The sequence below is a fragment of the Streptomyces sp. NBC_00820 genome, assembly GCF_036347055.1.
In the GTDB taxonomy this organism is placed as follows: Bacteria; Actinomycetota; Actinomycetes; order Streptomycetales; family Streptomycetaceae; genus Streptomyces.
On sequence record NZ_CP108882.1, the window covers coordinates 5709500 to 5736418 of the forward strand.

The window sequence follows — 26919 nt, forward strand, 5'->3', positions numbered from 1 at the left end:
CGACGGCTGGCATTCCGCGGTGCTCTTCGTAAGGTCACTACATGACCGTTTTGGAAGAGACGAAGGGTGAGCCGACCGGCGAGCCGGCGGACGCGCGCGGACGGGTCGCCGAGCTGCACGAGATCCGTGCGCAGGCCGTGGCAGGTCCCAGCGAGAAGGCGACCCAGGCGCAGCACGCCAAGGGCAAGCTGACGGCCCGCGAGCGCATCGAGCTGCTCCTGGACCCGGGTTCCTTCCAGGAGGTCGAGCAGCTGCGCCGGCACCGGGCGACCGGTTTCGGCCTCGAGGCGAAGAAGCCGTACAGCGACGGTGTCATCACCGGCTGGGGCACGGTGGAGGGCCGCACGGTCTTCGTCTACGCCCACGACTTCCGGATCTTCGGCGGCGCGCTGGGCGAGGCCCACGCCACCAAGATCCACAAGATCATGGACATGGCCATCGCGGCCGGCGCGCCCCTGGTCTCCCTGAACGACGGCGCGGGCGCCCGTATCCAGGAGGGCGTCTCCGCCCTCGCCGGTTACGGCGGCATCTTCCAGCGCAACACCAAGGCCTCGGGTGTCATCCCGCAGATCTCCGTGATGCTCGGCCCCTGCGCGGGCGGTGCGGCCTACAGCCCCGCCCTGACGGACTTCGTCTTCATGGTCCGCGAGACCTCGCAGATGTTCATCACCGGTCCGGACGTCGTCAAGGCGGTCACCGGCGAGGAGATCACCCAGAACGGCCTCGGCGGCGCCGACGTGCACGCCGAGACCTCGGGTGTGTGCCACTTCGCCTACGACGACGAGGAGACGTGCATCGCCGAGGTGCGCTACCTCCTGTCGCTGCTGCCGCAGAACAACCGCGAGAACCCGCCCCGGGCGGAGTCCTCCGACCCGGTGGACCGCCGCAGCGACGTCCTGCTCGACCTGGTCCCGGCCGACGGCAACCGCCCGTACGACATGGCCAAGGTCATCGAGGAGATCGTCGACGACGGCGAGTACGTCGAGGTCCATGAGCGCTGGGCCCGCAACATCATCTGCGCGATGGCCCGCCTGGACGGTCAGGTCGTCGGCATCATCGCCAACCAGCCCCAGGTCCTCGCCGGCGTACTGGACATCGAGGCGAGCGAAAAAGCTGCGCGCTTTGTCCAGATGTGTGACGCTTTCAATATCCCGATCGTCACCTTCCTGGACGTCCCCGGGTTCCTTCCCGGTGTCGACCAGGAGCACGGCGGAATCATCCGTCACGGCGCGAAGCTCCTCTACGCCTACTGCAACGCGACCGTGCCGAGGATCTCGCTGATCCTGCGCAAGGCCTACGGCGGTGCCTACATCGTCATGGACAGCCAGTCCATCGGCGCCGACCTGACCTACGCCTGGCCGACGAACGAGATCGCCGTCATGGGTGCGGAAGGTGCGGCCAACGTCATCTTCCGCCGTCAGATCGCCGAGGCCGAGGACCCCGAGGCGATGCGGCAGAAGATGGTCAAGGAGTACAAGGCCGAGCTCATGCACCCGTACTACGCGGCGGAGCGCGGCCTGGTGGACGACGTGATCGACCCCGCCGAGACCCGCGAGGTCCTGATCAAGTCCCTGTCGATGCTGCAGACGAAGCACGCCGACCTGCCCTCGCGCAAGCACGGCAACCCCCCGCAGTAACCGACCCGGACCGGCCGCGGTGACTCCGCGGACTTCTCTCTCACGGAGACTGACACCCATGAACCTGCCTGACATCCGCGTCGAGAAGGGCCTCGCCGACCCCGAGGAAGTCGCCGCCATCACGGCCGTCCTCCTCGCCCGCGCCGCCGCCCAGCCGGCGCCCCCGGCCCACCGCGGCCGCCCCAGGGCCGGCTGGCGCCGCCTGGAGCGCGAGCCCGGCTTCCGCGCCCCGCACAGCTGGCACTGAGTTCTGACAACACCACGGCCCCGCTCTCCCAGGGAGAGCGGGGCCGTGGTGTTGGTGCGCCCAGGGTGGTCCGGCCGCGGGCGCCGAGTCGCGTACGCCGGCCCGGACGCGGGCCCGGACGCGACCCGGCCCCCGAACCGCATGGGTTCGGGGGCCGAGGTCACAGATCGCGGGGCGTCCTACCGCAGGCGGGCCATGAGTGCGTGTTCCACCAGGGTGATGAGTGCGCTCTTGGCGTCCGCGCGGTGGCGGGCGTCCGTGGTGATGATGGGGGTGTCGGGGCCGATCTGGAGTGCCTCGCGGACCTCGTCGGGCTGGTACGGCTGGCTGCCGTCGAAGCCGTTGAGGGCGATGACGAAGGGGAGGCCCGAGTTCTCGAAGTAGTCGACCGCGGGGAAGCAGTCGGCGAGGCGTCGGGTGTCGACCAGGACGATGGCACCGATGGCGCCGCGGACGAGGTCGTCCCACATGAACCAGAAGCGGTCCTGTCCGGGTGTACCGAAGAGGTACAGGATCAGGTCCTGGTCCAGGGTGATGCGGCCGAAGTCCATGGCGACCGTGGTGGTCTTCTTGTCCCCGGTGTGGGTGAGGTCGTCGATGCCCGCCGAAGCGGACGTCATGACGGCCTCGGTACGCAGCGGGTTGATCTCCGAGACCGCCCCGACGAACGTGGTTTTGCCCACGCCGAAGCCGCCCGCCACCACGATCTTCGCGGACGTGGTGGAGCGGGAAGGCCCTCCGCTAGAGCTTGCGAAGTCCACTGAGCACCCTTTCGAGCAAAGTCACGGCTGGCTGGCCACCGGCGTTCTCGTCGCCGCCGGGCTGATGGATGGCGACCAGGCCCGCCTCCGCCAAGTCGGCGACGAGGATCCTGGCCACGCCGAGGGGGATCGTGAGCAGGGCCGAGACCTCGGCCACCGACTTGATCTCCCGGCACAGGTTGCAGATCCGCTGATGCTCGGGCAGCTGGCCCTGCATCTGATGCGGCTGCGCGGTGGTGTGCACCAGTGCCTCGATGGCGAGCTGGTAGCGCGGGCGAGTCCGGCCGCCGGTCATGGCGTACGGACGCACCAAGGGGTTGCTGGCTCCCGCCGGAGCGGGCGTCGGCTCACGGCGCTGCGGCTGCACAGGCTGGATCCGAGGTGCCGCCGGCTGGTCGTACGGCGAGGGGCCGGGGCCCTGCGGTGCGTACGGCTGCTGGTGGCCAGGGGCGGAGGGGAAGTTGTACGGGTTCGCCGAGCCGTCGTTCTGACCCTGAGCAGGGCCGTACGACCAATTGCCCGAAGACGAACCGCCTGGGGGTGTTGCCACTTTCTCCTCCTCCGACTGTGCCGGGCACCCATCGCTGTGGAGCCGCGTCCCGAAACCTTACGGCCCAGGGACGCGAACACGCACCGTTCGATTGCTAGTTGAGAAGGCTTCCCTGGAGCTCCGCACGGAGATCCGGGGTGAGGACCGTGCCCGCGCGGTCCACCAGAAGGGCCATCTCGTACCCAATGAGGCCGATGTCCGCTTCCGGGTGGGCCAGAACCGCGAGCGCGGAACCGTCGGATACGGACATGAGGAAGAGGAATCCTCGCTCCATCTCCACAACCGTCTGGTTCACGGCGCCTCCCTCGAAGATCCGAGAGGCGCCCGCCGTCAGCGACGTCAGACCGGATGCGACGGCCGCGAGCTGGTCGGCGCGGTCGCGGGGGAAGCCTTCGGACATCGCCAGAAGGAGTCCGTCGGCGGAGACCACCACCGTGTGGGACACCCCCGGGGTGTTGTCCACGAAGTTGGTGATCAACCAGTTCAGGTTCTGTGCCGCCTGGCTCATCGGGCTCACACTAACGCTCCTGGTTGTAGGTGCTGTCAGGGCCGAAGCCCTGGCCGTTCGTTTCACTGCCTGCGTTGCGTCCGCGCTGGACACCTCGACGCAGGTTGCTCAGCCTGCCCCGGACGTCCTCCGGGGCACGGGAGACCTGGGGGCCCCCCTGAGGGGTGCTCTCGGCGGTGCCCTCGACCAGGTTGGCCTTGGGTACCCGCCGCGGCAGACCGGAGGAGGTGACCCCGCCCGCCTTGGGCTTCCGCAGCTGCGAGGCCTGCTGCCAGCGCTCGTCGTTGGCCGAACGCCAGTCGCTGTCACCGTCGTTGCCCGGGGTGTTGCCCGGTGCGGGAGCCGGCGTCTCCGGCCGCACAGGTGCCGCACCGTTCGAGCCGCTCACGCCGTTGGAACCGCTCCCCAGCGAACCGCGGCGGGGCAACCCGGAGTCGGTCATCCGGTGGGGGGCGGAAGGGGACGGTCCCGGTCGGTCGAAGCCTACGCGGTTCCGCTCGTTCACGTCACCGGCCTGCGACGATTCCGTTTCCGGAGCGTACTGGGCCGGGTGGCCGTTCTGGAAACCGGCCTCGTTCTGGAAGCCGTTCTGCTGCGGCCAGTCGTCCTGCGCCGGCTCCGCGAACGCGGGGTCGGGGTAGCCGCCGCCGTTGGCCTGGAAGCCGTCGTTCTGCGGCAGCCCGCCGTTCGGAGCGAAGTACTGGTCGTCGTAGGGCTTTTCGTACGACCCTTCGTACGACGCCTGACCCTGCTCCTGGTACGGCTGCTGCGGCTGCTCCTGGTACGCCTGCTGCCCGTCGAAGGCACCGGGCTGCGCCGGCTGCGCGGTGTACCCGGTGGTGCTGCCGTCGTAGCCGGCCCGCTGCGCGTCGAACTCGTCCGGGTACGCCTGCTGCGGGTTCTCGGACTGCTCGTGACCCGGGGACCCCAGGGCGGCACGGCGCTCTTCACGCAGCAGCGAGCGGCCGACCGGGTCCAGGTCACGGATGTCGTCGGGGACCTCGTAGCGGCTGTCGTCGAAGCCCAGTTCGGCGGCGGTACGCAGCGGAGGCTGCTGCTGCTGTTGCTGCTGCTGGCCGAAGTTCTCACCCTGGAACTTCTGTTCCGGGATGATCTGGGAGACGGTGAACTCCTCGCGGTCCAGCGCCACGTCGCCGCCACCACCGTGCGTGATCGCGTCCGGCAGCATGACCAGGGAGGTCGTACCGGCCTGCTCGCCCGAGGGGCGCAGCTGGACGCGGATGCCGTGCCGGTCGGACAGCCGGCCGACCACGAACAGGCCCATGCGCTGGGAGATCGCGGCGTCCACGGTCGGCGGGTTGGCCAGCTTGTGGTTGATGTCCGCGAAGTCCTCGGCCGTGAGGCCGATGCCCTTGTCGTGGATCTCGACCATCACGCGGCCGTCGGGGAGACGGGTCGCGGTGACGCGGACCTTGGTCTGCGGGGAGGAGAACGTGGTGGCGTTCTCCAGCAGCTCGGCCAGCAGGTGCACGAGGTCGGTCACGGCACGGCCGTGGATCTCGGCGTCGGGGACACCGGAGAGCTCGACGCGCTCGTACTGCTCCACCTCGGAGGAGGCGGCGCGCAGGACGTCGACCAGCGGGACCGGCTGGTCCCAGCGGCGGCCCGGCTCCTCGCCGGCGAGGACCAGGAGGTTCTCGCCGTTGCGGCGCATACGGGTCGCGAGGTGGTCCAGCTTGAAGAGGTTCTCCAGCTGGTCCGGGTCGGCCTCGTTGTTCTCCAGGTCGGTGATCAGGGTCAGCTGGCCCTCGATCAGGGACTGGTTGCGGCGCGACAGGTTGGTGAAGATCGCGTTGATGTTGCCTCGCAGCAGGGCCTGCTCGGCGGCGAGACGGACCGCCTCGCGGTGGACCTGGTCGAAGGCGCGGGCGACCTCGCCGATCTCGTCCTTGGTGTGGATCGGGATCGGGGTCACCCGGGTGTCGACCCGGCCCGGGTCGGTACGGGAGAGCTGGTCCACCAGCATCGGCAGACGCTGCTCGGCGATGCCGAAGGCGGCGTTGCGCAGCTGGCGCATCGAGCGGCTCATCTGGCGGGCCACGGTGCCGGCCAGGAAGAAGGCGAGGAGCAGGGCGAGCACGACGGCCGCACCGGTGATGAACGCCGAGGTCTTGGCGTCGTCGGCGATGCCGGAGGCCTCGGTCACGGCCTTGTTGGCCATGTCCGTCTCGATCGAGCTGTACGCGTCGAACTTGAGGGTGTTGACCGCCCACCAGTTGACCGGGGTGATGCCCTGCGTGACCGCGAGCTGCTGGCGCTCCGTGGGGTCCGTGGTCTTCAGCGAGGCGAGCGCGATCACCATCGCCTGCGGGTTGGACGGCGGCGGAACGAAGTTCGGGTCCTTGGCCTTGGCCTGCCTGGCCAGCGCCGCGGCCTTGGCCTCGACGTCCTTCTTCTCCGCTTCGAGCCGGTCCGCGTCGGCCTGGGTGCCACCGCCGAGGTACTCCTCGGAGGCGATGCCCTCCAGGTACGCGTAGGAGGCGAGGGCCGTGCGCTGGCTGGTCAGACCAGGCTGGTCCGGGCCCGGCTTGATCAGCATGTGCATACCGATCGAGCGTTCCAGGGACAGCGCGGCCTTGGTCAGCGAGATGGCGTAGACGGTGCGGCCGTAGGAGGTGATGTTGCCCGTGCCCAGACCCAGCTCGTTGGCGAACTCCATGAGCGGGTGGGCGATCTTGACGTAGCCCTCCTCGGTCTGCACACCGGGGAGATTCGTCGTGTACGCCAGCTGGCGCAGCGTCCGCAGCTGGGGCTCCGTGTCACCGAACAGCTTCAGTCGGCGGTCCAGGCCGGCGGTGTGCGGCGCGTCCTGCGCGACCCGGTGGAAGTCCGCGGCGGCCTTGTCGGTCCTGGCGCGGATACCGATGACCGACTTCTTGTCCTCGGCGGTCTCCAGCTTGCCCTTCAGCAGGTACTGAGCGGTCATGTCCCGCTCGTTGTACAGCTGGTTGGCATAGGTAAGAGAGGCCTGAACCAGGCGCGCGGTCTTCTCCGCGTCCTGCGCGTCCTGCCAGGTGTCGATCGAGCTCTTCACCTGGAAGCCGCCCATGACCAGGCCGACCACCACGGGTATGAGCAGGATCGCGTTCAGGCGGGTCGGCACTCTCCAGTTGCGCGGGGAGAAGCGGCCACCGCTGGAAGCGGGGGGTTCCGCCGGCTCCGAACCGGGTACAACCGGACTGGGCGCCGCAGCGCGCGGCGGCGGGGTGAAGTTGCCCCGTGCCGACGGCTCGGGACCGTTCTTGCTTCGCCTCACTCGACCAACAACCTCTCGGCGGGTCGGCACCTTCGACGTGCCGCAGTCTCTCAGAGCCCGTTCTGGCATCGACGACTCAGTACGTCGTTGACCAATGGGCGGTTCAGGCATTCCAGCACGTGGACCAGCGCAGTTCCAAACAGTGGAGAGCGCGAGGTCGTGCCCTTGTAAGTCCCAGATAAAACGGTCATAAAGAGCGAGCCACGCCAAATGGCGGGGCGTTTGTGCGCGGACAGGCACCACGCGACCGCGTCGCGTGGTGATCCTCGCCCGATTCCTCTGCCGAACTGTTATGAACACCGGAGCCGACCGTGTCAAAGGCCACAGTCGGCTCCAGGTTCTCTACGGCAACTGCCTTACGGCACGTCCCACTTGACTGTCACCGCAGGCGGGCCATGAGTGCGTGTTCCACCAGGGTGATGAGTGCGCTCTTGGCGTCCGCGCGGTGGCGGGCGTCCGTGGTGATGATGGGGGTGTCGGGGCCGATCTGGAGTGCCTCGCGGACCTCGTCGGGCTGGTACGGCTGGCTGCCGTCGAAGCCGTTGAGGGCGATGACGAAGGGGAGGCCCGAGTTCTCGAAGTAGTCGACCGCGGGGAAGCAGTCGGCGAGGCGTCGGGTGTCGACCAGGACGATGGCACCGATGGCGCCGCGGACGAGGTCGTCCCACATGAACCAGAAGCGGTCCTGTCCGGGTGTACCGAAGAGGTACAGGATCAGGTCCTGGTCCAGGGTGATGCGGCCGAAGTCCATGGCGACCGTGGTGGTCTTCTTGTCCCCGGTGTGGGTGAGGTCGTCGATGCCCGCCGAAGCGGACGTCATGACGGCCTCGGTACGCAGCGGGTTGATCTCCGAGACCGCCCCGACGAACGTGGTTTTGCCCACGCCGAAGCCGCCCGCCACCACGATCTTCGCGGAGGTGGTGGTCCGGCCCGAGTCAGAGCTTGCGAAGTCCACTGAGCACCCTTTCGAGCAGCGTCACATCCGGAGCGCCGCCGTTGTTCTCGTCGCCACCAGGCTGGTGGATGGCGACCAGGCCGGCCTCGGCGAGGTCGGCCACCAGGATCCGGGCCACGCCGAGCGGCATGGTCAGCAGCGCGGAGACTTCCGCGACCGACTTGACCTCGCGGCACAGGTGGCAGATGCGCTGATGCTCCGGGAGCATCCCGATGAGCGCTGCCGGGTCGGCCGTGGTGCTGATCAGCGCCTCGATGGCGAGCTGATAGCGCGGCCGGGTCCGGCCGCCGGTCATCGCGTACGGACGTACCAGCGGCTGGTCGCCCTCATCGCCGTACGGTTCCGCGTACGGATCATGAGAGGCGGTGGGCGGGGTCATGAATCCTCCGGGCGGGACAGCAAGTTGGTCAGTCGTGCCGTCTGACGGGGCCGGTGGGGGGATTGTGGCGGCCGGACGGTGGTTTTGTGAGGTGGGTGGTGCCGGGGCGGGTCAGTGGAGCAGACTGCCTTGGAGCTCGGCGCGCAGATCCGGCGTGAGCACCGCACCCGCACGGTCGACGAGCAGCGCCATCTCGTAGCCGACGAGACCGATGTCGCACTCGGGGTGGGCCAGGACCGCGAGGGACGACCCGTCCGAGACGGACATGAGGAAGAGAAAGCCGCGCTCCATCTCGACGACGGTCTGCGCCACACTGCCGCCCTCGAAGATCCGGGAGGCCCCGGCCGTCAACGAGGTCAGCCCGGACGCGACCGCCGCCAGCTGGTCGGCGCGGTCCCGCGGGAAGCCTTCGGACATCGCCAGCAGGAGGCCGTCGGCGGAGACCACCACCGTGTGCGACACCCCAGGGGTGTTGTCCACGAAGTTGGTGATCAACCAGTTCAGGTTCTGTGCCGCCTGGCTCATCGGACTCAACTAACGCTCCTGCTGGTGAGTGGGGCTCGGGAAGCTGCCGGTCTGGCCGCTGCCGGCCTGACGGCCCTGAGCGATGCCCCGACGGAGATTGGTCAGACGGCCGCGTACGTCATCGGGCGCACGCGAGACCTGCGGACCGCTCTGTTGCTGCTGTTGCTGCTGTGCCTGGCCCGGGACGAGGTTCGCCTTGGGCACCCGGCGCGGAAGGCCGGAGGTCGTGATGCCGCCCGCCGCGGGCTGCCTGACGCGCTCCGCCTGCCGGACGAGTTCGTCGTTCGGAGAGGTGCGCCAGGAGCCGGTGGGGGAGGCGGAACGCTGCGGAGCGGGCGCGGATGCGGCCGCCTGCGGCGTCTGCTGCTGCGGAGCCGGAGCGGCCGCCTGCTGCTGCTCGGGCGGGGCGCCGTGGAACCAGTTGGTCTCCAGCGTGTCGTACAGCGGGGTACGGCCGTCGCCCTGGCTCGGAGCCGGCGGCAGCGCGTATCCGTCGCCCGGGCGGCCCTGGGTGTCGGGACGCTGCGGGGCGGCCGGGCGCTGGGCGCCGAAGTCGCCGTGACCGCCCTGCTGCGGCCGCTCGTACTGGCCGGTGTGCGCGGGGTTCTGGGGCTGGTTCTGAGCCTGGCGGCCGGGCAGCGCGTGCTGTCCCGTGGAGCCGGCGTCGTAACCGTTGCCGTTGCCGTTGCCGTTGCCGTACGCCTGCGGAGTCGCGTACTGGCCCGTGTGGTGCTGCTGCTCCTGCGGGGCCGCGTACTGCCCGGTGTGGTGCTGCTGCTCCTGCGGAGCCGCGTACTGGCCGGTGTGCTGCTGGCCCTGCGCGGCGCCGTACTGGCCCGTGTGGTGCTGCTGCTCCTGCGGGGCCGCGTACTGGCCCGTGTGCTGCTGCTGGCCCTGGTGTCCGGGCGCCGGCGTGCCGAAGAGGTCGGGGCGCTGGAACTGGCCGCTGTTGTCCTGCTGGTCGAACTGACCGTTGCCCTGCTGGGTGCCGGGACGCTGGAACTGGCCGGTGTCCTGGGGGCTGTTGTAGCCGTTCAGGTCCTGCCGGGCGAACTCGCCCGTGGCGGCCTGGTCCTGCCCGGAACCGATGCGGGGCATCTCCGCGGTCGCGCCCGGACCCTGGCGGTCGTCGACGCGCGGCATGCGCCCGGTGCGCGCCGGGGCCTGCTCGTCATGGCCGCGCGGGGCGTCCAGCGAGGCACGCGAGACCGGGGCCTGGGCGTTGTCGCCCCACTCCGGGGTGCGCGACTGCGGGGTACCACCGGGCAGTTCGGCCCGCGGGCCGCCACGCGGCGGCAGCTGGGGCTGACGGCTCTGGTCGGCGGCGCCACCGCGCTGCGCGGCCGGGCCGCGGCCGCCGAAGGCGTCCTGCTGCGACCCACCGGGGTTCGCGGCCTGCATGCCCTGCGAGGCACCCGGCGCCTGACCGGCGCCGAAACCGTTCGTACCGGCGGGACCGGAGCGGCCCTGCTGGGGCGCGGCGGGACCCTGCTGGTTACGGGCACCGCCCGGACCACCCTGCCGGCCGCCCTGGCCGGTGCCGGGCAGCGCGGCCCGGGGACCCTGGCCCGCACCGACCTGGCCGCGGGGACCGGGACCGGAACCGAGCAGTCCGCCGCCGGCGGGCGCACCGCCGAGGGTGCCGCCCGGGGCGCCGCCCTTACCGCCGTTGTTGCGGCGGGCGGCGGCGGCACCGGCCGCGGCCTGCGCGGCGGCGGGGCCACCGCCGGACCCGGGCATGCCGGGCTTGCCCGGAGCGGGTTTCTTGCCGCCCTGGGCCACGTCGACGGGCAGCATGACCAGCGCGGTCGTACCACCGGAGTCGGACGGGCGCAGCTGGATGCGGATGCCGTGGCGCTGCGACAGACGACCGACCACGAACAGACCCATGCGGCGGGAGACCGACACGTCCACGGTGGGCGGCGCGGCGAGGCGCTCGTTGATCGCGGCGAGGTCCTCGGGGGACAGACCGATACCGGTGTCGTGGATCTCGATCAGCACGCGGCCGTCGGGCAGCGCGTGACCGGTGACCTTGACCTTGGTCTGCGGCGAGGAGAAGGAGGTGGCGTTCTCGAGCAGCTCGGCGAGGAGGTGCACGAGGTCGTTGACCACGCGGCCGGCGACCTCGGTGGTCGGCACGGAGGCCAGCTCGATGCGCTCGTACTGCTCCACCTCGGACGCGGCGGCGCGGAGCACGTCGACCAGCGGGACCGGACGGGTCCAGCGGCGGCCGGGCTCTTCACCCGCGAGGACGAGGAGGTTCTCACCGTTACGGCGCATACGCGTCGCGAGGTGGTCGAGCTTGAAGAGCGAGGACAGCTGGTCCGGGTCGGCCTCGCGGGACTCCAGTTCGGAGATGAGCGAGAGCTGACGCTGGATGAGGCCCTGGGAACGGCGCGAGAGGTTGGTGAACATCGCGTTGACGTTGCCCCGCAGCAGGGCCTGCTCGGCGGCGAGACGGACCGCCTCGCGGTGCACGTCGTCGAAGGCCGAGGCCACCTGGCCGATCTCGTCCCGGGAGTGCACACCGACCGACTCCACGGACGTGTCGACGTCCTGCGGGTCGGACTCGGACAGCTGCTTGACCAGCTCGGGCAGACGGTCCTGGGCGACCTTGGTGGCCGTCTCCTGGAGCCGGCGCAGCGAGCGGATCATGGAGCGCGCCACGACGAAGGCGCCGACCAGCGAGACGCCCAGCACCAGCAGGATCAGCGCACCGGAGATGATGGCTTCCTGCTCGGAGGTGGCCTTCAGCTCGCGGGCCTTCTGCTCCATCTGCTCCAGCAGCTGGCGCTCGATGTTCTTCATCTGCTGGATCTTGCTGGTGCTGTCGTCCACCCAGTCCAGGTACGAGCGGTCCGGCTGACTGGCGAGGCCGTTGCGGTCGTTGAGGACGCGCTGCGCGTACTTGTCCGCGGACTTGATCGTCGGGTTGGTCCCGTCGATCGGCTGGAGGGTCTGCTCGGCGTTCTGGGCGGTGTAGATCTGCCGGAAGATGTTGAGTTCGGAGCCCTCGCTGTCGTACGCCGACTGGCCGTACAGACGGTCGTTCTCGGAGAGCTTGCCGGTGGTGGTGTTGTTGGCGGGCAGGGCCGCGGCGATGACGGCGCGCTGTACCGACGCGTATTCCTTGGCCGTGGAGAAGGCCGACAGGGCGCGGGTGCGCTGGATCATCTCGGGGTTGCTGGACGCCTCGGCCATGTCCTGGGACAGGCCGATCAGCTGGGTGATCAGCCGGTGGTAAGCCTCGACCGTCTGCGTCGAGTTCTGCGGCGAGGAGTAGGCGTCGTGGCGGATCCGCTGGAGGTTGTCCAGCTGACCGACCAGGCCGACCAGGGTGTCGCGGACACCCTGGAGGTTGCCGTCCTTGCTGGCCGCGTCGATGCCCTCGGCGGCCGACTGGAAGTTGTCCTTGGCGCGGTCGGTCTTCTGCCGCAGGCCCTTGATGGAGTAGTTGTTCGCCGTCAGGCCGTGGCTCAAGGGGCCGGCCGACTGGTCGCGCTCGTCCTGCAGCGCGGCGGCCAGCTCGGTGGCCTGCGTGGTCATCTCCGTCAGCAGCTGCATGTTGTCGAGCTGCTGAATGTCGTTCATGGAGTCGCCGATACGCAGCGCACCCAGTGAAGTGGCCGCGACCACGGGGAGCGCCAGCAGCGACACCAGGCGCGTGGAGATGCGCCAGTTGCGCAGTGCCATGCGTGAACCCGGGCCGGGCACCCCCTTGGCGGCACTCGTGGCCGACGGTGGACTCACCGGCCCGGAGGCACCCGCCGTGGCGGATATGCCGGCGCGCCCGGAGCGTTCGCCGCCGTCACCGGACGGGGTCGGACCCGGGCTCTGGGCGTGCTGGGGCGAGGAGCCGCGGTCGGTCCCGCCGTGCGGCTCCGGCTCTGCCGAAGCGCTGCCATCCCTCTTGAAACGTCCCTGCACTAGCGTCGCAACCTCTGGACCAGGCGCCCCTCCGCGTGAACGAAGGGACACGGTGTCGGCGTCGTGGAGAGCGCCCTGAATACGCCCACCAAATGCTCTTGAGTGGCCGGCGCAGCTTCCCCCAGCCCGCCGCCACTCGGCGCTGCGTTGCGCCCCCTGCGCGCCGGCTCGATGCCGCGGCGGTCCGAGGAATTCCAGCACAGTGCCGGATCTCCAACAAGGGCCGTGGCCCGAGCTGTGCTGTCTGTCACAGGCGGTGAGGGGGGTGTAACCGAACGTAGAAGCTTTTCCGGTCGAAAAGGGGGCGTTCCTCTGCGAGTCGCCGCGCGGTGACAGGTGTCCCAGTCGCCATGATCAGGAGCGGAATGATGGCTTCAGTGGCCCAATGTCCGTTTCGTTGCGGAGGGTTGCGAGTCGGAATTGACCGGTTTGTTCGCGCGGGCGTGAGCAAACTCACATGTAGATCAAGGGCAGTTCACGGCTCTGGCGGGGAATTGGATGTTTAGCCTGACGCTTTACAGGATGACCTGATCTGCCGAGCCCACAGGACGACAACGGTGAAGACGACGATGATGTTCCGCAACATAGCCAACCCGCGGCGCACGACGCTGGCGCACCTCGAGGACGCCGACGAGCTGCAGACGCCCGCGCTGCCGGAGCACTCCGTCGACCTGCCGGCCCAGACCGCCAACCCGCGGCGCACGATCCTCATGGAGATCCCGGCCGGCGTCGGCGCCGCCGCCGAGTAGCCGAACGCCCCGCACGGCCCGCGAGCGCGGCCCGGAGATCACGCACCAGCGACGATCTTCCGGGCCGCGCTCGTTTTCGACGCACTTCGCCGACAGTGGGAGATGTCGCCGCCGTGCAGTAGGAGATGTCGCCCGCCGAGGTGACGCTCACCGGCTTTCCGGCGGCGCGACTCCCGCCCAGGACCCGGCGCCCGACCGCGCGGCGGGTTTCGCTTCGGGGCCGGGCGCCTGTGACGACAGGCGGATATCCGTGGAACGCGGCGCTTTCCATGTCCTATATCCCGTACTTCCGTACCGGCGGTCCGGCGCGGCGGCCGGAGTGGATTTCACCGGCACGGAAAGTCCGGCCCTCTTCCCGCGGTCCCGGGCCGGAATGTACTGCGCCGAGCCGGTGACCTCGTATTTCCGTGCCGCCGCGGTGGTGGGCCGGGACGGGGCCGGTAGGCGCGGTCGCCTCTCTGTGTACTCGGGGGAGTACTGGACGAGGGGGACGCGGGGGTGGGGGTGGCGTCCGCCGGACGGGCGGAGCCCGGGGCCGCGGCCTCCCGCTCCGGCCGGGTGTACGCCGCAGGAGCCGCTCCTGCCGCGGCGGCGGCCGCCGTACGCGTCCCGGCGGCGAAGGCGCCGAGTTTCCGGGATACCCGCATGGAATTCCCTTCCCCTTACCGTTCCGGTCGGCGTGCCCGGGGTGATCCCGGGGTCGGTATCCGTCCTGATCGGCAGCGGTTTCAGGCGGAGATCCGGCCGAAACCTCCGGAATTCGGAATTCGGCCGGACCCGTTTCCGAGGCCCCGAAATCCCCGGCGCCACGCCGTACCGACCGAACGGCGAGCGGTCCGACCGGTTAACCTGGGGCGTCAGTAAGCCGGTTCTCAGTGAGAGGCGCAAGGATCCCGTGCGCATCGCCAGGTTCTCCATCGACGGGAACGTCGCCTTCGGCGCGGTCGAGGGCGACAAGCAGGACGAACTCGTCCTCGACATCATCAAGGGCATTCCGTTCGCGGACCACGAGCTGTCCGGGACGAAGGTGCCGCTGAGCAAGGTCAGACTGCTCCCGCCGGTCCTCCCCAACAAGGTCGTGGCCTTCGGCCGCAACTACGGCGACCACGCCAAGGAGCTGGGCAACGAGGTGCCCGAGGCCCCGTTCGCCTTCTTCAAGCCGTCCACCTCGGTGATCGGCCCGGGCGACGCGATCCAGTACCCGTCCTTCACCACGGACCTGCAGTACGAGGCCGAGCTGGCCGTCGTCATCGGCCGCATGTGCCGCGAGGTCCCGCGCGAGCGCGTCAAGGACGTCATCCTCGGCTACACCTGCGCCAACGACCTGACCGCCCGCGACGTGCAGAAGCGCGAGAAGCAGTGGGCCCGCGCGAAGGGCTTCGACACGGCCTGCCCGCTCGGCCCCTGGGTCGAGACGGACCTCGACCTCGCCCGCGCGAACGACCTGACGATCCAGCTCACCGTCAACGGCGAGCAGCGCCAGCTCGGCAGCACGAGCGAGATGATCACCCCCATCGAGGACCTGATCGTCAACATCTCCGAGGCGATGACCCTGCTCCCGGGCGACGTCATCCTCACCGGCACCCCCGCAGGGGTCGGCTCCCTGCACGTCGGCGACGAAGTCGCCGTCACCATCGAAGGCATCGGCACTCTCACCAACAAGGTTGTAAAGCGTGGCTAGCGCACCAGGCACCCCCGTACGCGTCCGTTTCTGCCCGTCCCCCACCGGTAACCCCCACGTGGGCCTGGTCCGCACCGCCCTGTTCAACTGGGCGTTCGCGCGGCACCACCAGGGCACGCTGGTCTTCCGCATCGAGGACACCGACGCGGCCCGCGACTCCGAGGAGTCGTACAACCAGCTGCTGGACTCGATGCGCTGGCTCGGCTTCGACTGGGACGAGGGCCCCGAGGTCGGCGGCCCGCACGCGCCCTACCGCCAGTCGCAGCGCATGGACATCTACAAGGATGTCGCCCAGAAGCTCCTGGACGCCGGTCACGCCTACTACTGCTACTGCTCCCAGGAGGAGCTGGACAGCCGCCGCGAGGCCGCCCGCGCCGCCGGCAAGCCCTCCGGCTACGACGGCCACTGCCGCGACCTGAGCGCCGCCCAGGTCGAGGAGTACAAGGCCCAGGGCCGTGAGCCGATCGTCCGCTTCCGCATGCCGGACGAGACGATCACGTTCACCGACCTGGTCCGCGGCGAGCTGACCTTCACCCCGGAGAACGTCCCGGACTACGGCATCGTGCGCGCCAACGGCGCCCCGCTGTACACGCTCGTCAACCCGGTCGACGACGCCCTGATGGACATCACCCACGTCCTGCGCGGCGAGGACCTGCTCTCCTCCACCCCGCGCCAGGTCGCCCTGTACAAGGCGCTGATGGAGCTGGGCATCGCCCAGCGGGTCCCGGACTTCGGCCACCTGCCGTACGTGATGGGCGAGGGCAACAAGAAGCTCTCCAAGCGCGACCCGGAGTCGTCCCTCAACCTCTACCGCGAGCGGGGCTTCCTGCCCGAGGGTCTGCTCAACTACCTGTCCCTGCTGGGCTGGTCGCTCTCGGCGGACAAGGACATCTTCTCGATCGAGGAGATGGTCGCGGCCTTCGAGATCTCCGACGTGAACCCCAACCCGGCGCGCTTCGACCTGAAGAAGTGCGAGGCGATCAACGCCGACCACATCCGGATGCTGGACGTGAAGGAGTTCACCGAGCGCTGCGCCCCCTGGCTGAAGGCCCCCTTCGCCCCCTGGGCGCCGGAGGACTTCGACGAGGCCAAGTGGCAGGCGATCGCCCCGCACGCCCAGACGCGTCTGAAGGTCCTCTCCGAGATCACCGACAACGTCGACTTCCTCTTCCTGCCCGAGCCGGTCCTCGACGAGGCGAGCTGGGCGAAGGCGATGAAGGAGGGCTCGGACGCACTGCTGCGCACCGCCCGCGAGAAGCTGGACTCCGCGGACTGGACGTCGGCGGAGTCCCTCAAGGAGGCCGTCCTGGCCGCCGGTGAGGCCCACGGCCTGAAGCTCGGCAAGGCCCAGGCCCCGGTCCGGGTGGCCGTCACCGGCCGCACGGTCGGCCTGCCCCTGTTCGAGTCCCTGGAGATCCTGGGCAAGGACACGACGCTGGCCCGCATCGACGCGGCGCTGGCCAGGCTCGCCGCGTAACCGAAAACATCGGACACCGTCCGACGACGTCGAGGGGCGGCACCCGGAGCACCGGGTGCCGCCCCTCACGCATGCCGCCGTTCGGGCGCCTCCGGGAGCCGCCCCGGCCGCGGGCGTGAGATCCACTGATTCCCGGACGGGCCCCGCGTGCCCGCGTTACCGTCGGATCATGAGCATCCGAGCCGTGGTCTGGGACGTCGACGACACGCTGTTCGACTACACGAGCGCGGATCGCGAGGGGATGCGCGCCCACCTCGCGGTGGAGGGCCTGCTCGACGGGTACGGCGGCCCGGAGCGGGCCGTCGTCCGCTGGCGCGCGGCCACCGACCTGCACTGGGCGCGGTTCGCGGCCGGCGGGAACACCTTCGAGGGACAGCGCCGCGACCGGGTGCGGACGTTCCTGGACGCGGAGCTGACCGACGACGAGGCCGACGCCTGGTTCCAGCGCTACCTCGGCCACTACGAGGCCGCCTGGAGCGTGTTCCCGGACGTGCTGCCCGCCCTGGACGCCCTCGCCGCCGGCTACCGGCACGCGGTGCTGTCCAACTCCAGCCTGACGGTCCAGGAGCGCAAGCTGCGCACCCTGGGTCTGCGCGACCGCTTCGAGACCGTGCTGTGCGCCGCCGAGCTGGGCGTCTCCAAGCCGGAGGCCGGTGCCTTCCTGGCGGCCTGCGCGGCGCTGGAACTGCCTCCGCACGAGGTGGCGTACGTCGGCGACCACCCGGAGATCGACGGGCGCGGGGCCGCCGACGCCGGGCTGCTGTCGGTGTGGATCGACCGCGGCCGGCCGTACGAGGAGGGGGCCGGCGGACCCTCCGCGCACCGGATCACGAGCCTCGCCGAACTCCCCGCGGTCGTCCGTGCGGATACCCGTTTTGGAGCCCCGTCCACCTTCGGGTAATGTTCTTCCTGCGCCGAGGGAAACGGGCCGAAAGGGCCGGAACCCGAGGAGCAAACTAGAACGAGATCCCCCGCACAGGGGCTTGAGTTCCAGTGGCCTATGGTGTAATTGGCAGCACGACTGATTCTGGTTCAGTTAGTCTTGGTTCGAGTCCAGGTAGGCCAGCTCGCAGAGCTCATCTGCAGTCGCGGATCACATCCGCAAGCCCCCGTTGTGTAGCGGCCTAGCACGCTGCCCTCTCAAGGCAGTAGCGCCGGTTCGAATCCGGTCGGGGGTACTGGTTCCGATCTTGTGTCGGGATCGCTAGGGCCCCCGTTGTGTAGCGGCCTAGCACGCCGCCCTCTCAAGGCGGTAGCGCCGGTTCGAATCCGGTCGGGGGTACGACTGGTCTAAACCATCATTGGTCTATGGTGTAATTGGCAGCACGACTGATTCTGGTTCAGTTAGTCTTGGTTCGAGTCCAGGTAGACCAGCTCGGACCTGCGGAAACGCAGAGTCCAGGCCCCCGTTGTGTAGCGGCCTAGCACGCCGCCCTCTCAAGGCGGTAGCGCCGGTTCGAATCCGGTCGGGGGTACGCAGACCGAAGGCCCTCCACTCAGGTGGAGGGCCTTCGGCGTTACTCGAAGCCGTAGCGCCGCGCCGACTCCTCCTCCTGCGCCAGCCGGTGCAGCGCCCGCAGCATCGGCTCGACGAGGACCGTGCCGAGCACCGCGGTCTCCACCTTCTCCGCCTCCGACGGACGCCGCTCCACGTGGTCGAGGTCCAGCACCGCCGCCCGGTGCATCAACTGCGCGTACGACACGAGCAGTTCCGCGTCCCAGTCGTAGCCGACCCGGCGCAGCGCGGCCAGCGCCACCACCAGGGAACGGTAGGCGGGGGAGATGCTGGTGAGCTGCTCCGCGTTCGTCCAGCCCAGCGTCCGGAGCAGCTCGTCCGCCTCCTGGTGCGCCGTCCGGACGTGAACGTCGTCCTCGTCCGGCTCCGGCACCTGCGGCAGCGCCCACAGGGCCGCACCCAGGCGGACCGTCCGGCCCAGCGAGTCGTCGTCGACGTGTCCCAGGACCTCCCGGACCGTCGCCACCGGCAGCCGGCCGACCTGGATCATCGCGCGCACCAGCCGCAACCGCCGCAGGTGCTCCTCGTCGTACTCCGCCGTCGTCGTGTTGATCTGGTGGCCCGGGGCCAACAGCCCCTCGCGCAGGTAGTACTTGATCGTCGCGGTGGACACACCGCTGCGTCTGCTCAGTTCGGCGAGCCGCATCTCTTGCGCCCTTCTTTGGATAGGAGCACTATCCAAGCATGCCCGCACGGCGGGCGCCGCTCACCGACGAGGGGGAGTCATGTTCCGCAACCGGATCACTCGCGGGCGCACCACCGCCGACGCCACGGGTGAGGTGGTCGTCCTGCTGATCGGCATGCGCGTCAACCGCTTCTGGGCGGTGCACCAGTGGGTGCCCGTGATGCTGGCGATGGTCCGCATGCTGGAGGAGCTGCGCCGGGCCCCGGAGCGGGGACTGCTCGGCCGGGTCCTGCTGACCGCGTCGCCGCGGACCTACTACGTCGTGCAGTACTGGGAGTCCAAGGAGAAGCTGTACGCCTACGCGAGCGCCCCGGACGCTCTGCACCACAGGATGTGGTCCCTGATCAACCGCGAGGAGCGGGCCGGGAAGGTGCGGGGGCACGTGGGGATATGGCACGAGGCGTACGTCGTGCCGGAGGGGGCGTACGAGGCCGTGTACGGCGACATGCCGGCGTTCGGGCTGGCGGCGGCGCACGGGCAGGTCCCGTTGGAGCGGCGGGGCCGGTACGCGAAGGACCGGTTCGCCCATCGGTCGGGGGAGGGCTCCCAGGGTTCGTCCGACCGGTCCGTGCTCCGGGGGTAGTTCCGGAGGCAGCCTCCCGGGCGTAGGTCACCCGCAGGGGAAAGGGCCTGCCGCGGCGTTGAGGCCGGCCCTTTCGCGGGGTGGGGATCGGGGGTGTCAGCCCGAGCGGCGCAGGGCCTCCGACAGGCGGGCCGCCGAGTCGATGACCGCCTGGGCGTGCATGCGGCCCGGGTGTCGGGTCAGGCGCTCGATGGGACCGGAGACCGAGACGGCGGCCACCACACGGTTGGACGGGCCGCGCACCGGCGCCGAGACCGACGCGACGCCCGGCTCGCGCTCGCCGATGGACTGGGCCCAGCCGCGCCGCCGTACGCCCGACAGGGCCGTCGCCGTGAAGCGGGCACCCTGCAGGCCGCGGTGCAGACGCTCGGGCTCCTCCCAGGCGAGCAGGATCTGCGCCGAGGAGCCCGCCTTCATGGTCAGCGTGGAGCCGACCGGCACGGTGTCCCGCAGGCCGGACAGCCGCTCCGCCGCGGCCACGCAGATCCGCATGTCGCCCTGCCGGCGATAGAGCTGCGCGCTCTCGCCGGTGATGTCCCTGAGGTGGGTGAGCACCGGGCCGGCCGTGGCCAGCAGGCGGTCCTCGCCCGCCGCGGCGGCCAGTTCCGACAGGCGCGGTCCGAGGATGAACCGGCCCTGCATGTCACGCGCCACCAGGCGGTGGTGTTCCAGGGCCACGGCCAGCCGGTGGGCCGTGGGTCGTGCCAGTCCGGTGGCCCCGACCAGACCCGCGAGGGTGGCCGGACCGGACTCCAGGGCGCTCAGGACAAGGGCTGCCTTGTCCAGAACGCCGACGCCGCTACTGTTGTCCATGCAACGATACTCACGTCTCACTCTGTGAAACGCAAGTTCAATTTTCCGTGGAACGCGCCACCCTTGGAACACACAGCGGCCCGCATATGGACGGGTCCGGCGGTGGGTGCCCGGAATCGCCGGATTCAGAGGCGTGGGCACCCCTTCCTCAAGATCTCTAGTTGCGTCGGCGTGCGCATGGCCGGCCGGAGGGAAAGCGATGGGTAGGACACTCGCGGAGAAGGTCTGGGACGACCATGTCGTCCGGCGCGCCCAGGGCGAGCCCGACCTCCTCTACATCGATCTGCACCTGCTGCACGAGGTGACCAGCCCGCAGGCCTTCGACGGTCTGCGGAAGAACGGCCGTCGCATCCGCCGCCTCGACCTCACCCTCGCGACCGAGGACCACAACACCCCGACCCTGGACATCGACAAGCCCATCGCCGACCCCGTCTCCCGCACCCAGCTGGAGACGCTGCGCAAGAACTGCGCCGAGTTCGGGGTGCGGCTGCACCCGCTGGGCGACGTCGAACAGGGCGTCGTCCACGTGGTGGGACCCCAGCTGGGCCTGACCCAGCCCGGCACCACCGTCGTCTGCGGCGACTCGCACACCTCCACGCACGGTGCCTTCGGCGCGCTGGCGTTCGGCATCGGCACCTCCCAGGTGGAGCACGTGCTGGCCACCCAGACGCTGCCGCTGGCCCGCCCGATGACCATGGCGATCACGGTCGAGGGCGAGCTGCCCGACGGCGTGACCGCCAAGGACCTGATCCTGGCGATCATCGCGAGGATCGGCACCGGAGGCGGCCAGGGCTACATCCTGGAGTACCGCGGCCCCGCCATCGAGAAGCTCTCGATGGAGGCGCGGATGACCATCTGCAACATGTCCATCGAGGCCGGTGCCCGCGCGGGCATGATCGCCCCCGACGAGACCACCTTCGCCTACCTCCAGGGCCGCCCGCACGCCCCCGAGGGCGCCGACTGGGACGCCGCGGTGGAGCACTGGAAGACCCTGCGCACCGACGACGACGCCGAGTTTGACGCCGAGGTCGTCATCGACGCCGCCGAACTGTCGCCGTTCGTCACCTGGGGCACCAACCCCGGCCAGGGTGCGCCGCTTTCGGCCGCCGTCCCCGACCCGGCTTCGTACGAAGACGCTTCGGAGCGCCTGGCCGCCGAAAAGGCCCTGGAGTACATGGGGTTGGAGGCCGGGCAGCCGCTGCGCTCCATCAAGGTGGACACCGTCTTCGTAGGCTCCTGCACCAACGGCCGGATCGAGGACCTGCGAGCCGTCGCCGCGGTCCTGGGGGGCCGCAAAGTCGCCGACGGCGTACGGATGCTGGTCGTCCCGGGCTCCGTACGGGTCGGTCTGCAGGCCGTTTCCGAGGGCCTGGACGTGGTCTTCAAGGAGGCCGGCGCCGAATGGCGGCACGCGGGCTGCTCGATGTGTCTCGGCATGAATCCCGACCAGCTGGCCCCGGGCGAGCGCTCCGCCTCCACCTCCAACCGCAACTTCGAGGGCCGGCAGGGCAAGGGTGGCCGCACGCACCTGGTGTCGCCGCAGGTCGCGGCCGCCACCGCCGTCCTGGGCCACCTGTCCGCGCCCGCCGACCTGACCGACGCCCCCACGCCCGCTGGAGTCCGCTGACCATGGAAGCCTTCACCACCCACACCGGCCGGGCCGTCCCGCTGCGCCGCGGCAACGTCGACACCGACCAGATCATCCCTGCTCACTGGCTCAAGAAGGTGACCCGGGACGGATTCGAGGACGGACTCTTCGAGGCGTGGCGCAAGGACGACTCCTTCGTCCTCAACCGCCCCGAGCGGCAGGGCGCCACGGTCCTGGTCGCCGGCCCCGACTTCGGCACCGGCTCCTCCCGCGAGCACGCCGTCTGGGCGCTGCAGAACTACGGCTTCAAGGCCGTGATCTCCTCCCGTTTCGCGGACATCTTCCGTGGCAACTCGCTGAAGAACGGGCTGCTCACGGTGGTGCTCGACCAGAAGGTCGTGGACGCGCTGTGGGAACTGACCGAGGACGACCCGCAGGCGGAGATCACCGTCGACCTCCGGGACCGCGAGGTGCGCGCCGAAGGCGTCACCGCCTCCTTCGAGCTGGACGAGAACTCCCGCTGGCGGCTGCTGAACGGCCTGGACGACATCTCCATCACCCTCCAGAACGAGGCCGACATCGCCGCTTTCGAGGCCAAGCGGCCCGCTCACAAGCCGCGGACGCTCCAGGACTGACCCGCGACGGCCCCGGCCGGGCCGGTCCGCCGCTTCGGACCGTCGGGTTTCGGCCACCCAACACTCCCGCTGTACCCCCGATCGCCACGATTGGGGGTACAGCTGTTTTCGCGTCCGGACGGCCCCGGGCGCGCCGCGCGGAGCGCTCAACTTCCCACGTTAAGAAGGCGGTTGCCGGGGTACGCGACTGTTGGGCCCTTGGCGCCCCAAAGGCCCGGGAGAGGCCGCAACGGCGGCAGTTGCCCCCTGCGCAGGCGACAACTCGCCCCAGATGGCACAATCTGTGCATGGAACACGACGGCCAACTCCAGCTCTATGCGGCAGTCGCGGACCAACTGAAGGAAGCGCACACAAGAGTGCGCGCACTGCAAGTCCCGGAGGGCGTACGGATGGCGCTGACCCGGAAGCTGCTGGTCATTACGGCCGCGGCCAAGCACGATCTCGCCGACGCGGCAAGGCGTCTCGAACGGTTCACCGCTGACCTCGACGAGGGTCGACTCCCCGAAGAGGGCCGCTGAACAGTCCGAGGCAACCGAATCCGTTGCGGCACAAGGGTGATAAGCCCGTTTCGTGTTTGATTTGCGGTATATATCTGCCTAACGTGCGAAAAAGCTTGAACACTTTCGTTCTGGCGATGTCTCCGAAGGGGAAGACGTGAACAAGGCGCAGCTCGTAGAAGCGATTGCCGACAAGATGGGCGGCCGCCAGCAGGCCGCCGATGCTGTCGACGCGGTCCTGGACGCCATCGTCCGCGCCGTCGTCGCGGGCGACCGGGTCTCGGTCACCGGCTTCGGGTCCTTCGAGAAGGTGGACCGCCCCGCCCGTTACGCCCGCAATCCCCAGACGGGCGAGCGTGTTCGGGTCAAGAAGACGTCTGTGCCGCGCTTCCGTGCCGGTCAGGGCTTCAAGGACCTGGTGAGCGGCTCGAAGAAGCTTCCGCGGGGCGGCGAGGTCGCCGTGAAGAAGGCGCCCAAGGGCAGCCTGACCGGCGGTGCTTCCGCGACGGTCAAGAAGGCCGCGGCCAAGAAGGCCACCAAGGCCGCCGCCGCGAAGAAGACGGCCGCCAAGAAGGCGACGCCGGCGAAGAAGACCACGGCCGCCGCCAAGAAGGCCGCCACCAAGGCCGTGGCGAAGAAGACCACCGCCAAGAAGGCCACGGCGACCACCAAGACCACCGCCGCGAAGAAGACCACCGCCAAGAAGGCGACGGCCAAGAAGGCTCCGGCGAAGAAGGTCACCGCCAAGAAGGCACCCGCCAAGAAGTCGACGGCGCGCAAGACCACCGCCAAGAAGGCCACCGCCCGCAAGGCGTCGTAACGTCACCAGGGCACTCACGCGCCGGGCCGGACTCCCTTGAGGAGCCCGGCCCGCGGCGTGCGTGGCCCGGAAAAGCCGGGAAAACCAGGAGATCCGGGAAACCGGGAGATCCGGGAAACCGGGAAAACCAGGGGAGTCCTGGAGCCCTGGCTCTGGAGCTCTGGAGGTCCAGAAGGCCTGGAGGCCCAGAAGGCTTGAGGGCTAGAAGGTCTGGAGTGTCACGAGGGTGATCCGGGCGGTCGCGCCCTCCCCCTCCGTCTCGATCCGCACCCGCTGTCCGGGCCGCAGCAGCCTGAGCCCGCCCGCGTCGAACGCGCTCGCGTCGAAGGGCACCGGGGTGCCGTCGTCGAGCAGCACCTGTCCACTGCGCGTCTCGGGGTCGTACGTGTATGCGGTCGCCTGCATGACGGCAGCCTACTGCCCGGCGATCGCCAGCCGCGCGCTCACCGCCGCCGTGCGCGGGCCCACCCCGAGCGTCAGCGCCGCCCGCAGATCGGCGCCGGTGTCCACGTCCTGCCGTACCGAGTCGACGCCGGCCAGTTCCAGTTCCCTCGCCCCCGAGGCCCGGTGCCGGGCGCGGGAATCGGCGCCGAAAACCGGACGCAACGCGTGACCGGGGGTCGCCGCGAGCAATGTGGTGCCGAGTGCGGCGGCGTCCGGGAGAAATGCGCGCGGGAATTCGGCGGATGCTTTCAGAACCCGGGACAATTCCAGCGGGCGCAAGGCCGGCAGGTCGGCGTTCAGCGCCGCCACGGGAGCGCGGGGCCGCAGGGAGCGCACCACGGCCTCTCCGTGCGCCAGCGCGGCGTTCAGGCCGGTTCCGGGAGTGTCCGGGACGATCCGGGCGCCCAGCGCCGCCAACTCACGGCCGGCCAGCTCGTCGTCCGTGACGACCGCCACATCCGCGACGTCGGCGCAGCCCAGTGCCGCGGCCACCGTGTCCTGCGCGAACGCGAGGACTAACCGCGGGCGCACCCCGTCCGAAGCGGTGTCCGCAAGCCTGCTCTTGGCCCGCGACAGAGGCTTCAGGGGGATGACCAAGGTCCACTGCACCGGCGTACCGTCCCTCTCTCTCGGCGCCCATTGTCACCCGGTCCTTCCGGTGGCGCCGGTGGCGGGGCGTACCGTGTTCTCGACAGACCGGCGGCCTGGGGCGACACTTGTGCGGCCCCTCGGTGGCCTCCCGTCCGAGGTGACAAGCCCTTGAGGCCCTAGAGGAAGGTGTCCGCGTGCCCCGCCGCAGAATCGGCTTCTGGTACCGCTTGGCCGCGGTGATCTGCAAACCACCGCTGGTGGTTCTGATCAAGCGGGACTGGCGTGGAATGGAGCACATGCCGGCCGAGGGTGGATTTATCACCGCGGTGAATCACAATTCCCACGTGGACCCGTTCGCCTACGCGCACTATCAGTACAACACCGGCCGGGTTCCGCGATTCCTGGCGAAGAGCGGCCTTTTCAGGAAGGGATTCGTCGGTGCCGCGATGCGCGGCACCGGACAGATCCCCGTCTACCGCGAGAGCACGGACGCGCTCAGCGCTTTCCGGGCCGCCATCGACGCCGTGGAGCGCGGCGAGTGCGTCGCCTTCTACCCCGAGGGCACCCTGACCCGCGACCCGGACGGCTGGCCCATGACGGCCAAGACCGGCGCCGCCCGCGTGGCGCTGCAGACCAAGTGCCCGGTCATCCCGGTCGCCCAGTGGGGCTGCAACGAACTGCTGCCGCCCTACGCCACGAAGCCCCACCTCTTCCCGCGCAAGACCCACCGTGTCCTCGCCGGCCCGCCGGTGGACCTCTCCCGGTTCTACGACCGGGAGATGACCGCCGAGGTCCTCAAGGAGGCCACCGAGGTCATCATGGCCGCCGTCACCCGCCAGCTGGAGGAGATCCGCGGCGAGAAGGCGCCCGAGACGCCGTACGACCCGCGCCGCGAGCGGATCGAGCAGCGCCGCCGCACCCAGGCGCAGACGGAGGCGCAGGCACAGGCGCAGGTGCAGGCGCAGGCGCAGGCCAAGCAGCCGGAAGGGCAGGGTAAGTGAGCAACCCGGACAGGCCGGTCAAAGCAGCCGTCTTCAGCGCCGGTTCGTGGGGCACGTCCTTCGCCATGGTGCTCGCCGACGCCGGGTGCGACGTCACCCTGTGGGGACGCCGCACCGAGGTCGTGGAGGCGATCAACACCACCCGGACGAACCCCGACTACCTGCCCGGCGTCGAACTGCCGGAGAACATCCGGGCCACCGCCGACCCCGCCGAGGCCGCCGCGGGCGCCGACTTCACGGTCCTGTCCGTGCCCTCCCAGACCATGCGGGACAACCTCGCCGAGTGGACCCCGCTGCTCGCCCCTGGCACCGTGCTGGTCTCCCTGATGAAGGGCGTCGAACTCGGCTCGACCATGCGGATGAGCGAGGTCATCGAGGACGTCACCAAGGTCGGCGCCGACCGCATCGCGGTGGTCACCGGACCCAACCTGGCCCGCGAGGTCGCCGCCCGCATGCCCGCCGCCGCCGTGGTCGCCTGCACCGACGAGGCGGTCGCCCAGCGGCTCCAGGCCGCCTGCCACACGCCGTACTTCCGGCCGTACACCAACACCGACGTGATCGGCTGCGAACTCGGCGGCGCGGTCAAGAACGTCATCGGCCTCGCGGTCGGCATCGCCGACGGCATGGGCCTGGGCGACAACGCCAAGGGCTCGCTCATCACGCGCGGCCTCGCCGAGACCACCCGGCTCGGCATGGTGCTCGGCGCCGACCCGCTGACGTTCTCCGGACTCGCCGGACTCGGCGACCTGGTGGCCACCTGCTCCTCGCCGCTGTCCCGCAACCACACCTTCGGCACCAACCTCGGCAGGGGCATGACCCTCGAGGAGACCATCGCGGTCACCAAGCAGACCGCCGAGGGCGTCAAGTCCTGCGAGTCCGTTGCGGATCTGGCCCGCCGGCACGGAGTGGAGATGCCGATCACCGAGACGGTCGTGGACATCGTGCACGAGGGCAAGCCGCCGGCGGTCGCCCTCAAGGAGCTGATGTCGCGCAGCGCGAAGCCCGAGCGACGCTGAGCCACCCGGCGCGGCCGACGCTGGGCCAGGGCTCTACCAGCGGGTACGCTCAACGCG

Annotated in this window: 25 protein-coding genes and 5 tRNA genes; 18 read left to right on the forward strand and 12 right to left on the reverse strand. The window is 70.0% G+C overall.

The features are described 5' to 3' along the window. The first annotated feature begins 41 nt into the window (after positions 1 to 41). A complete protein-coding gene (locus OIB37_RS25875) occupies positions 42 to 1637 on the forward strand; it encodes an acyl-CoA carboxylase subunit beta (RefSeq protein ID WP_330460001.1) in 1596 nt (531 codons plus the stop codon). Between the two features lie 58 nt (positions 1638 to 1695). After that, the gene (locus tag OIB37_RS25880) at positions 1696 to 1884 is read left to right on the forward strand and encodes an acyl-CoA carboxylase subunit epsilon (RefSeq protein WP_330460002.1); all 189 of its coding nucleotides are present in this window, start codon (positions 1696 to 1698) and stop codon (positions 1882 to 1884) included. Between the two features lie 179 nt (positions 1885 to 2063). On the opposite strand, the gene OIB37_RS25885 is transcribed toward OIB37_RS25880, so the two are convergent. From OIB37_RS25885 to OIB37_RS25920, 8 genes are all read right to left on the reverse strand, one after another. After that, positions 2064 to 2645, reverse strand: coding sequence for a GTP-binding protein (locus OIB37_RS25885; protein WP_307622619.1), 582 nt, complete (start codon positions 2643 to 2645; stop codon positions 2064 to 2066). Then, the gene (locus OIB37_RS25890; protein ID WP_330460003.1) at positions 2626 to 3195 is read right to left on the reverse strand and encodes a DUF742 domain-containing protein; all 570 of its coding nucleotides are present in this window, start codon (positions 3193 to 3195) and stop codon (positions 2626 to 2628) included. Before OIB37_RS25890 ends, OIB37_RS25885 begins: the two co-directional genes overlap by 20 nt. Before the next feature lie 94 nt (positions 3196 to 3289). After that, positions 3290 to 3703 (reverse strand): roadblock/LC7 domain-containing protein, encoded by a 414-nt coding sequence (locus OIB37_RS25895; protein ID WP_330460004.1) that lies wholly within the window; start codon positions 3701 to 3703, stop codon positions 3290 to 3292. A 10-nt stretch (positions 3704 to 3713) separates the two neighbouring features. Continuing rightward, positions 3714 to 6980, reverse strand: coding sequence for a sensor histidine kinase (locus OIB37_RS25900; RefSeq protein WP_330460005.1), 3267 nt, complete (start codon positions 6978 to 6980; stop codon positions 3714 to 3716). 379 nt (positions 6981 to 7359) lie between these two features. Continuing rightward, positions 7360 to 7935, reverse strand: a complete 576-nt coding sequence (locus OIB37_RS25905; RefSeq protein ID WP_330460006.1) for a GTP-binding protein — start codon at positions 7933 to 7935, stop codon at positions 7360 to 7362. After that, entirely contained in the window at positions 7916 to 8314 is a 399-nt protein-coding gene (locus OIB37_RS25910; RefSeq protein ID WP_330460007.1) for a DUF742 domain-containing protein, read from the reverse strand. The genes OIB37_RS25905 and OIB37_RS25910 overlap by 20 nt, the downstream gene beginning before the upstream one ends. Before the next feature lie 111 nt (positions 8315 to 8425). After that, positions 8426 to 8839, reverse strand: a complete 414-nt coding sequence (locus OIB37_RS25915) for a roadblock/LC7 domain-containing protein (RefSeq protein WP_003993189.1) — start codon at positions 8837 to 8839, stop codon at positions 8426 to 8428. A gap of 9 nt (positions 8840 to 8848) precedes the next feature. Further along, a complete protein-coding gene (locus OIB37_RS25920; RefSeq protein WP_330460008.1) occupies positions 8849 to 12766 on the reverse strand; it encodes a nitrate- and nitrite sensing domain-containing protein in 3918 nt (1305 codons plus the stop codon). Positions 12767 to 13323: 557 nt separating this feature from the next. Here OIB37_RS25920 and OIB37_RS25925 point away from each other — a divergent pair. The 9 genes from OIB37_RS25925 (at position 13324) to OIB37_RS25965 (ending at position 18148) form a co-directional block, all read left to right on the forward strand. Then, entirely contained in the window at positions 13324 to 13515 is a 192-nt protein-coding gene (locus OIB37_RS25925; RefSeq protein ID WP_330460009.1) for a hypothetical protein, read from the forward strand. A gap of 895 nt (positions 13516 to 14410) precedes the next feature. Then, positions 14411 to 15196, forward strand: a complete 786-nt coding sequence (locus tag OIB37_RS25930) for a fumarylacetoacetate hydrolase family protein (RefSeq protein ID WP_330460010.1) — start codon at positions 14411 to 14413, stop codon at positions 15194 to 15196. Next, positions 15189 to 16673 carry a glutamate--tRNA ligase gene (gene gltX, locus OIB37_RS25935; RefSeq protein WP_330460011.1) on the forward strand — a complete coding sequence of 495 codons (1485 nt, stop codon included), beginning with the start codon at positions 15189 to 15191 and terminating at the stop codon, positions 16671 to 16673. The genes OIB37_RS25930 and gltX overlap by 8 nt, the downstream gene beginning before the upstream one ends. 169 nt (positions 16674 to 16842) lie before the next feature. Then, a complete protein-coding gene (locus tag OIB37_RS25940; RefSeq protein ID WP_330460012.1) occupies positions 16843 to 17574 on the forward strand; it encodes an HAD family hydrolase in 732 nt (243 codons plus the stop codon). A 93-nt stretch (positions 17575 to 17667) separates the two neighbouring features. After that, positions 17668 to 17739 (forward strand) — tRNA-Gln (locus OIB37_RS25945). Between the two features lie 39 nt (positions 17740 to 17778). Further along, a tRNA-Glu gene (locus OIB37_RS25950) sits at positions 17779 to 17851 on the forward strand. A 31-nt stretch (positions 17852 to 17882) separates the two neighbouring features. Beyond that, positions 17883 to 17955: transfer RNA gene (locus tag OIB37_RS25955), tRNA-Glu, on the forward strand. Between the two features lie 20 nt (positions 17956 to 17975). Continuing rightward, a tRNA-Gln gene (locus OIB37_RS25960) sits at positions 17976 to 18047 on the forward strand. A 28-nt stretch (positions 18048 to 18075) separates the two neighbouring features. Next, a tRNA-Glu gene (locus OIB37_RS25965) sits at positions 18076 to 18148 on the forward strand. A 42-nt stretch (positions 18149 to 18190) separates the two neighbouring features. Here OIB37_RS25965 and OIB37_RS25970 read toward each other — a convergent pair. Continuing rightward, entirely contained in the window at positions 18191 to 18835 is a 645-nt protein-coding gene (locus tag OIB37_RS25970; RefSeq protein WP_330460013.1) for a MerR family transcriptional regulator, read from the reverse strand. A 79-nt stretch (positions 18836 to 18914) separates the two neighbouring features. Between OIB37_RS25970 and OIB37_RS25975 the strand changes: the two genes are divergently transcribed. Next, positions 18915 to 19457 carry a DUF4188 domain-containing protein gene (locus OIB37_RS25975; RefSeq protein WP_330460014.1) on the forward strand — a complete coding sequence of 181 codons (543 nt, stop codon included), beginning with the start codon at positions 18915 to 18917 and terminating at the stop codon, positions 19455 to 19457. A 96-nt stretch (positions 19458 to 19553) separates the two neighbouring features. Here OIB37_RS25975 and ndgR read toward each other — a convergent pair whose 3' ends face one another. Further along, complete coding sequence (gene ndgR / locus OIB37_RS25980) at positions 19554 to 20270, reverse strand: IclR family transcriptional regulator NdgR (RefSeq protein WP_330460015.1); 717 nt, start codon at positions 20268 to 20270, stop codon at positions 19554 to 19556. Between the two features lie 199 nt (positions 20271 to 20469). Here ndgR and leuC point away from each other — a divergent pair, with 199 nt between their 5' ends. The 4 genes from leuC to OIB37_RS26000 all read left to right on the forward strand — a co-directional run bounded on the left by leuC (position 20470) and on the right by OIB37_RS26000 (position 23810). Continuing rightward, a complete protein-coding gene (gene leuC, locus OIB37_RS25985) occupies positions 20470 to 21897 on the forward strand; it encodes a 3-isopropylmalate dehydratase large subunit (RefSeq protein ID WP_330460016.1) in 1428 nt (475 codons plus the stop codon). 2 nt (positions 21898 to 21899) lie between these two features. Next, complete coding sequence (gene leuD / locus OIB37_RS25990) at positions 21900 to 22493, forward strand: 3-isopropylmalate dehydratase small subunit (protein WP_330460017.1); 594 nt, start codon at positions 21900 to 21902, stop codon at positions 22491 to 22493. 287 nt (positions 22494 to 22780) lie between these two features. Beyond that, positions 22781 to 23011 carry a hypothetical protein gene (locus tag OIB37_RS25995; RefSeq protein ID WP_330460018.1) on the forward strand — a complete coding sequence of 77 codons (231 nt, stop codon included), beginning with the start codon at positions 22781 to 22783 and terminating at the stop codon, positions 23009 to 23011. A gap of 136 nt (positions 23012 to 23147) precedes the next feature. Next, a complete protein-coding gene (locus OIB37_RS26000) occupies positions 23148 to 23810 on the forward strand; it encodes an HU family DNA-binding protein (RefSeq protein WP_330460019.1) in 663 nt (220 codons plus the stop codon). A 201-nt stretch (positions 23811 to 24011) separates the two neighbouring features. On the opposite strand, the gene OIB37_RS26005 is transcribed toward OIB37_RS26000, so the two are convergent. Together OIB37_RS26005 and cofC are read right to left on the reverse strand one after the other, a co-directional pair. Continuing rightward, entirely contained in the window at positions 24012 to 24215 is a 204-nt protein-coding gene (locus OIB37_RS26005; RefSeq protein WP_330460020.1) for a hypothetical protein, read from the reverse strand. Positions 24216 to 24224: 9 nt separating this feature from the next. Next, a complete protein-coding gene (gene cofC, locus OIB37_RS26010; RefSeq protein WP_330460021.1) occupies positions 24225 to 24863 on the reverse strand; it encodes a 2-phospho-L-lactate guanylyltransferase in 639 nt (212 codons plus the stop codon). 176 nt (positions 24864 to 25039) lie between these two features. On the opposite strand from cofC, the gene OIB37_RS26015 reads away from it, so the two are divergent. Both OIB37_RS26015 and OIB37_RS26020 read left to right on the forward strand, forming a co-directional pair. Next, positions 25040 to 25846 (forward strand): lysophospholipid acyltransferase family protein, encoded by an 807-nt coding sequence (locus tag OIB37_RS26015; RefSeq protein ID WP_330460022.1) that lies wholly within the window; start codon positions 25040 to 25042, stop codon positions 25844 to 25846. Then, positions 25843 to 26862 (forward strand): NAD(P)H-dependent glycerol-3-phosphate dehydrogenase, encoded by a 1020-nt coding sequence (locus OIB37_RS26020; protein ID WP_330460023.1) that lies wholly within the window; start codon positions 25843 to 25845, stop codon positions 26860 to 26862. The genes OIB37_RS26015 and OIB37_RS26020 overlap by 4 nt, the downstream gene beginning before the upstream one ends. The last annotated feature ends 57 nt before the right edge of the window (positions 26863 to 26919 follow it).

Bases quoted from the DNA above. Each gene is read 5' to 3' on its own strand.
- OIB37_RS25995 (WP_330460018.1), top strand. From the start codon at position 22,781: ATGGAACACGACGGCCAACTCCAGCTCTATGCGGCAGTCGCGGACCAA.
- OIB37_RS25880 (WP_330460002.1), top strand. From the start codon at position 1,696: ATGAACCTGCCTGACATCCGCGTCGAGAAGGGCCTCGCCGACCCCGAG.
- OIB37_RS25915 (WP_003993189.1), bottom strand. From the start codon at position 8,839: ATGAGCCAGGCGGCACAGAACCTGAACTGGTTGATCACCAACTTCGTG.
- leuC (WP_330460016.1), top strand. From the start codon at position 20,470: ATGGGTAGGACACTCGCGGAGAAGGTCTGGGACGACCATGTCGTCCGG.
- OIB37_RS25940 (WP_330460012.1), top strand. From the start codon at position 16,843: ATGAGCATCCGAGCCGTGGTCTGGGACGTCGACGACACGCTGTTCGAC.
- OIB37_RS25910 (WP_330460007.1), bottom strand. From the start codon at position 8,314: ATGACCCCGCCCACCGCCTCTCATGATCCGTACGCGGAACCGTACGGC.
- ndgR (WP_330460015.1), bottom strand. From the start codon at position 20,270: ATGGACAACAGTAGCGGCGTCGGCGTTCTGGACAAGGCAGCCCTTGTC.
- OIB37_RS25895 (WP_330460004.1), bottom strand. From the start codon at position 3,703: ATGAGCCAGGCGGCACAGAACCTGAACTGGTTGATCACCAACTTCGTG.
- OIB37_RS25875 (WP_330460001.1), top strand. From the start codon at position 42: ATGACCGTTTTGGAAGAGACGAAGGGTGAGCCGACCGGCGAGCCGGCG.
- leuD (WP_330460017.1), top strand. From the start codon at position 21,900: ATGGAAGCCTTCACCACCCACACCGGCCGGGCCGTCCCGCTGCGCCGC.
- OIB37_RS26005 (WP_330460020.1), bottom strand. From the start codon at position 24,215: ATGCAGGCGACCGCATACACGTACGACCCCGAGACGCGCAGTGGACAG.
- OIB37_RS25975 (WP_330460014.1), top strand. From the start codon at position 18,915: ATGTTCCGCAACCGGATCACTCGCGGGCGCACCACCGCCGACGCCACG.
- OIB37_RS25970 (WP_330460013.1), bottom strand. From the start codon at position 18,835: ATGCGGCTCGCCGAACTGAGCAGACGCAGCGGTGTGTCCACCGCGACG.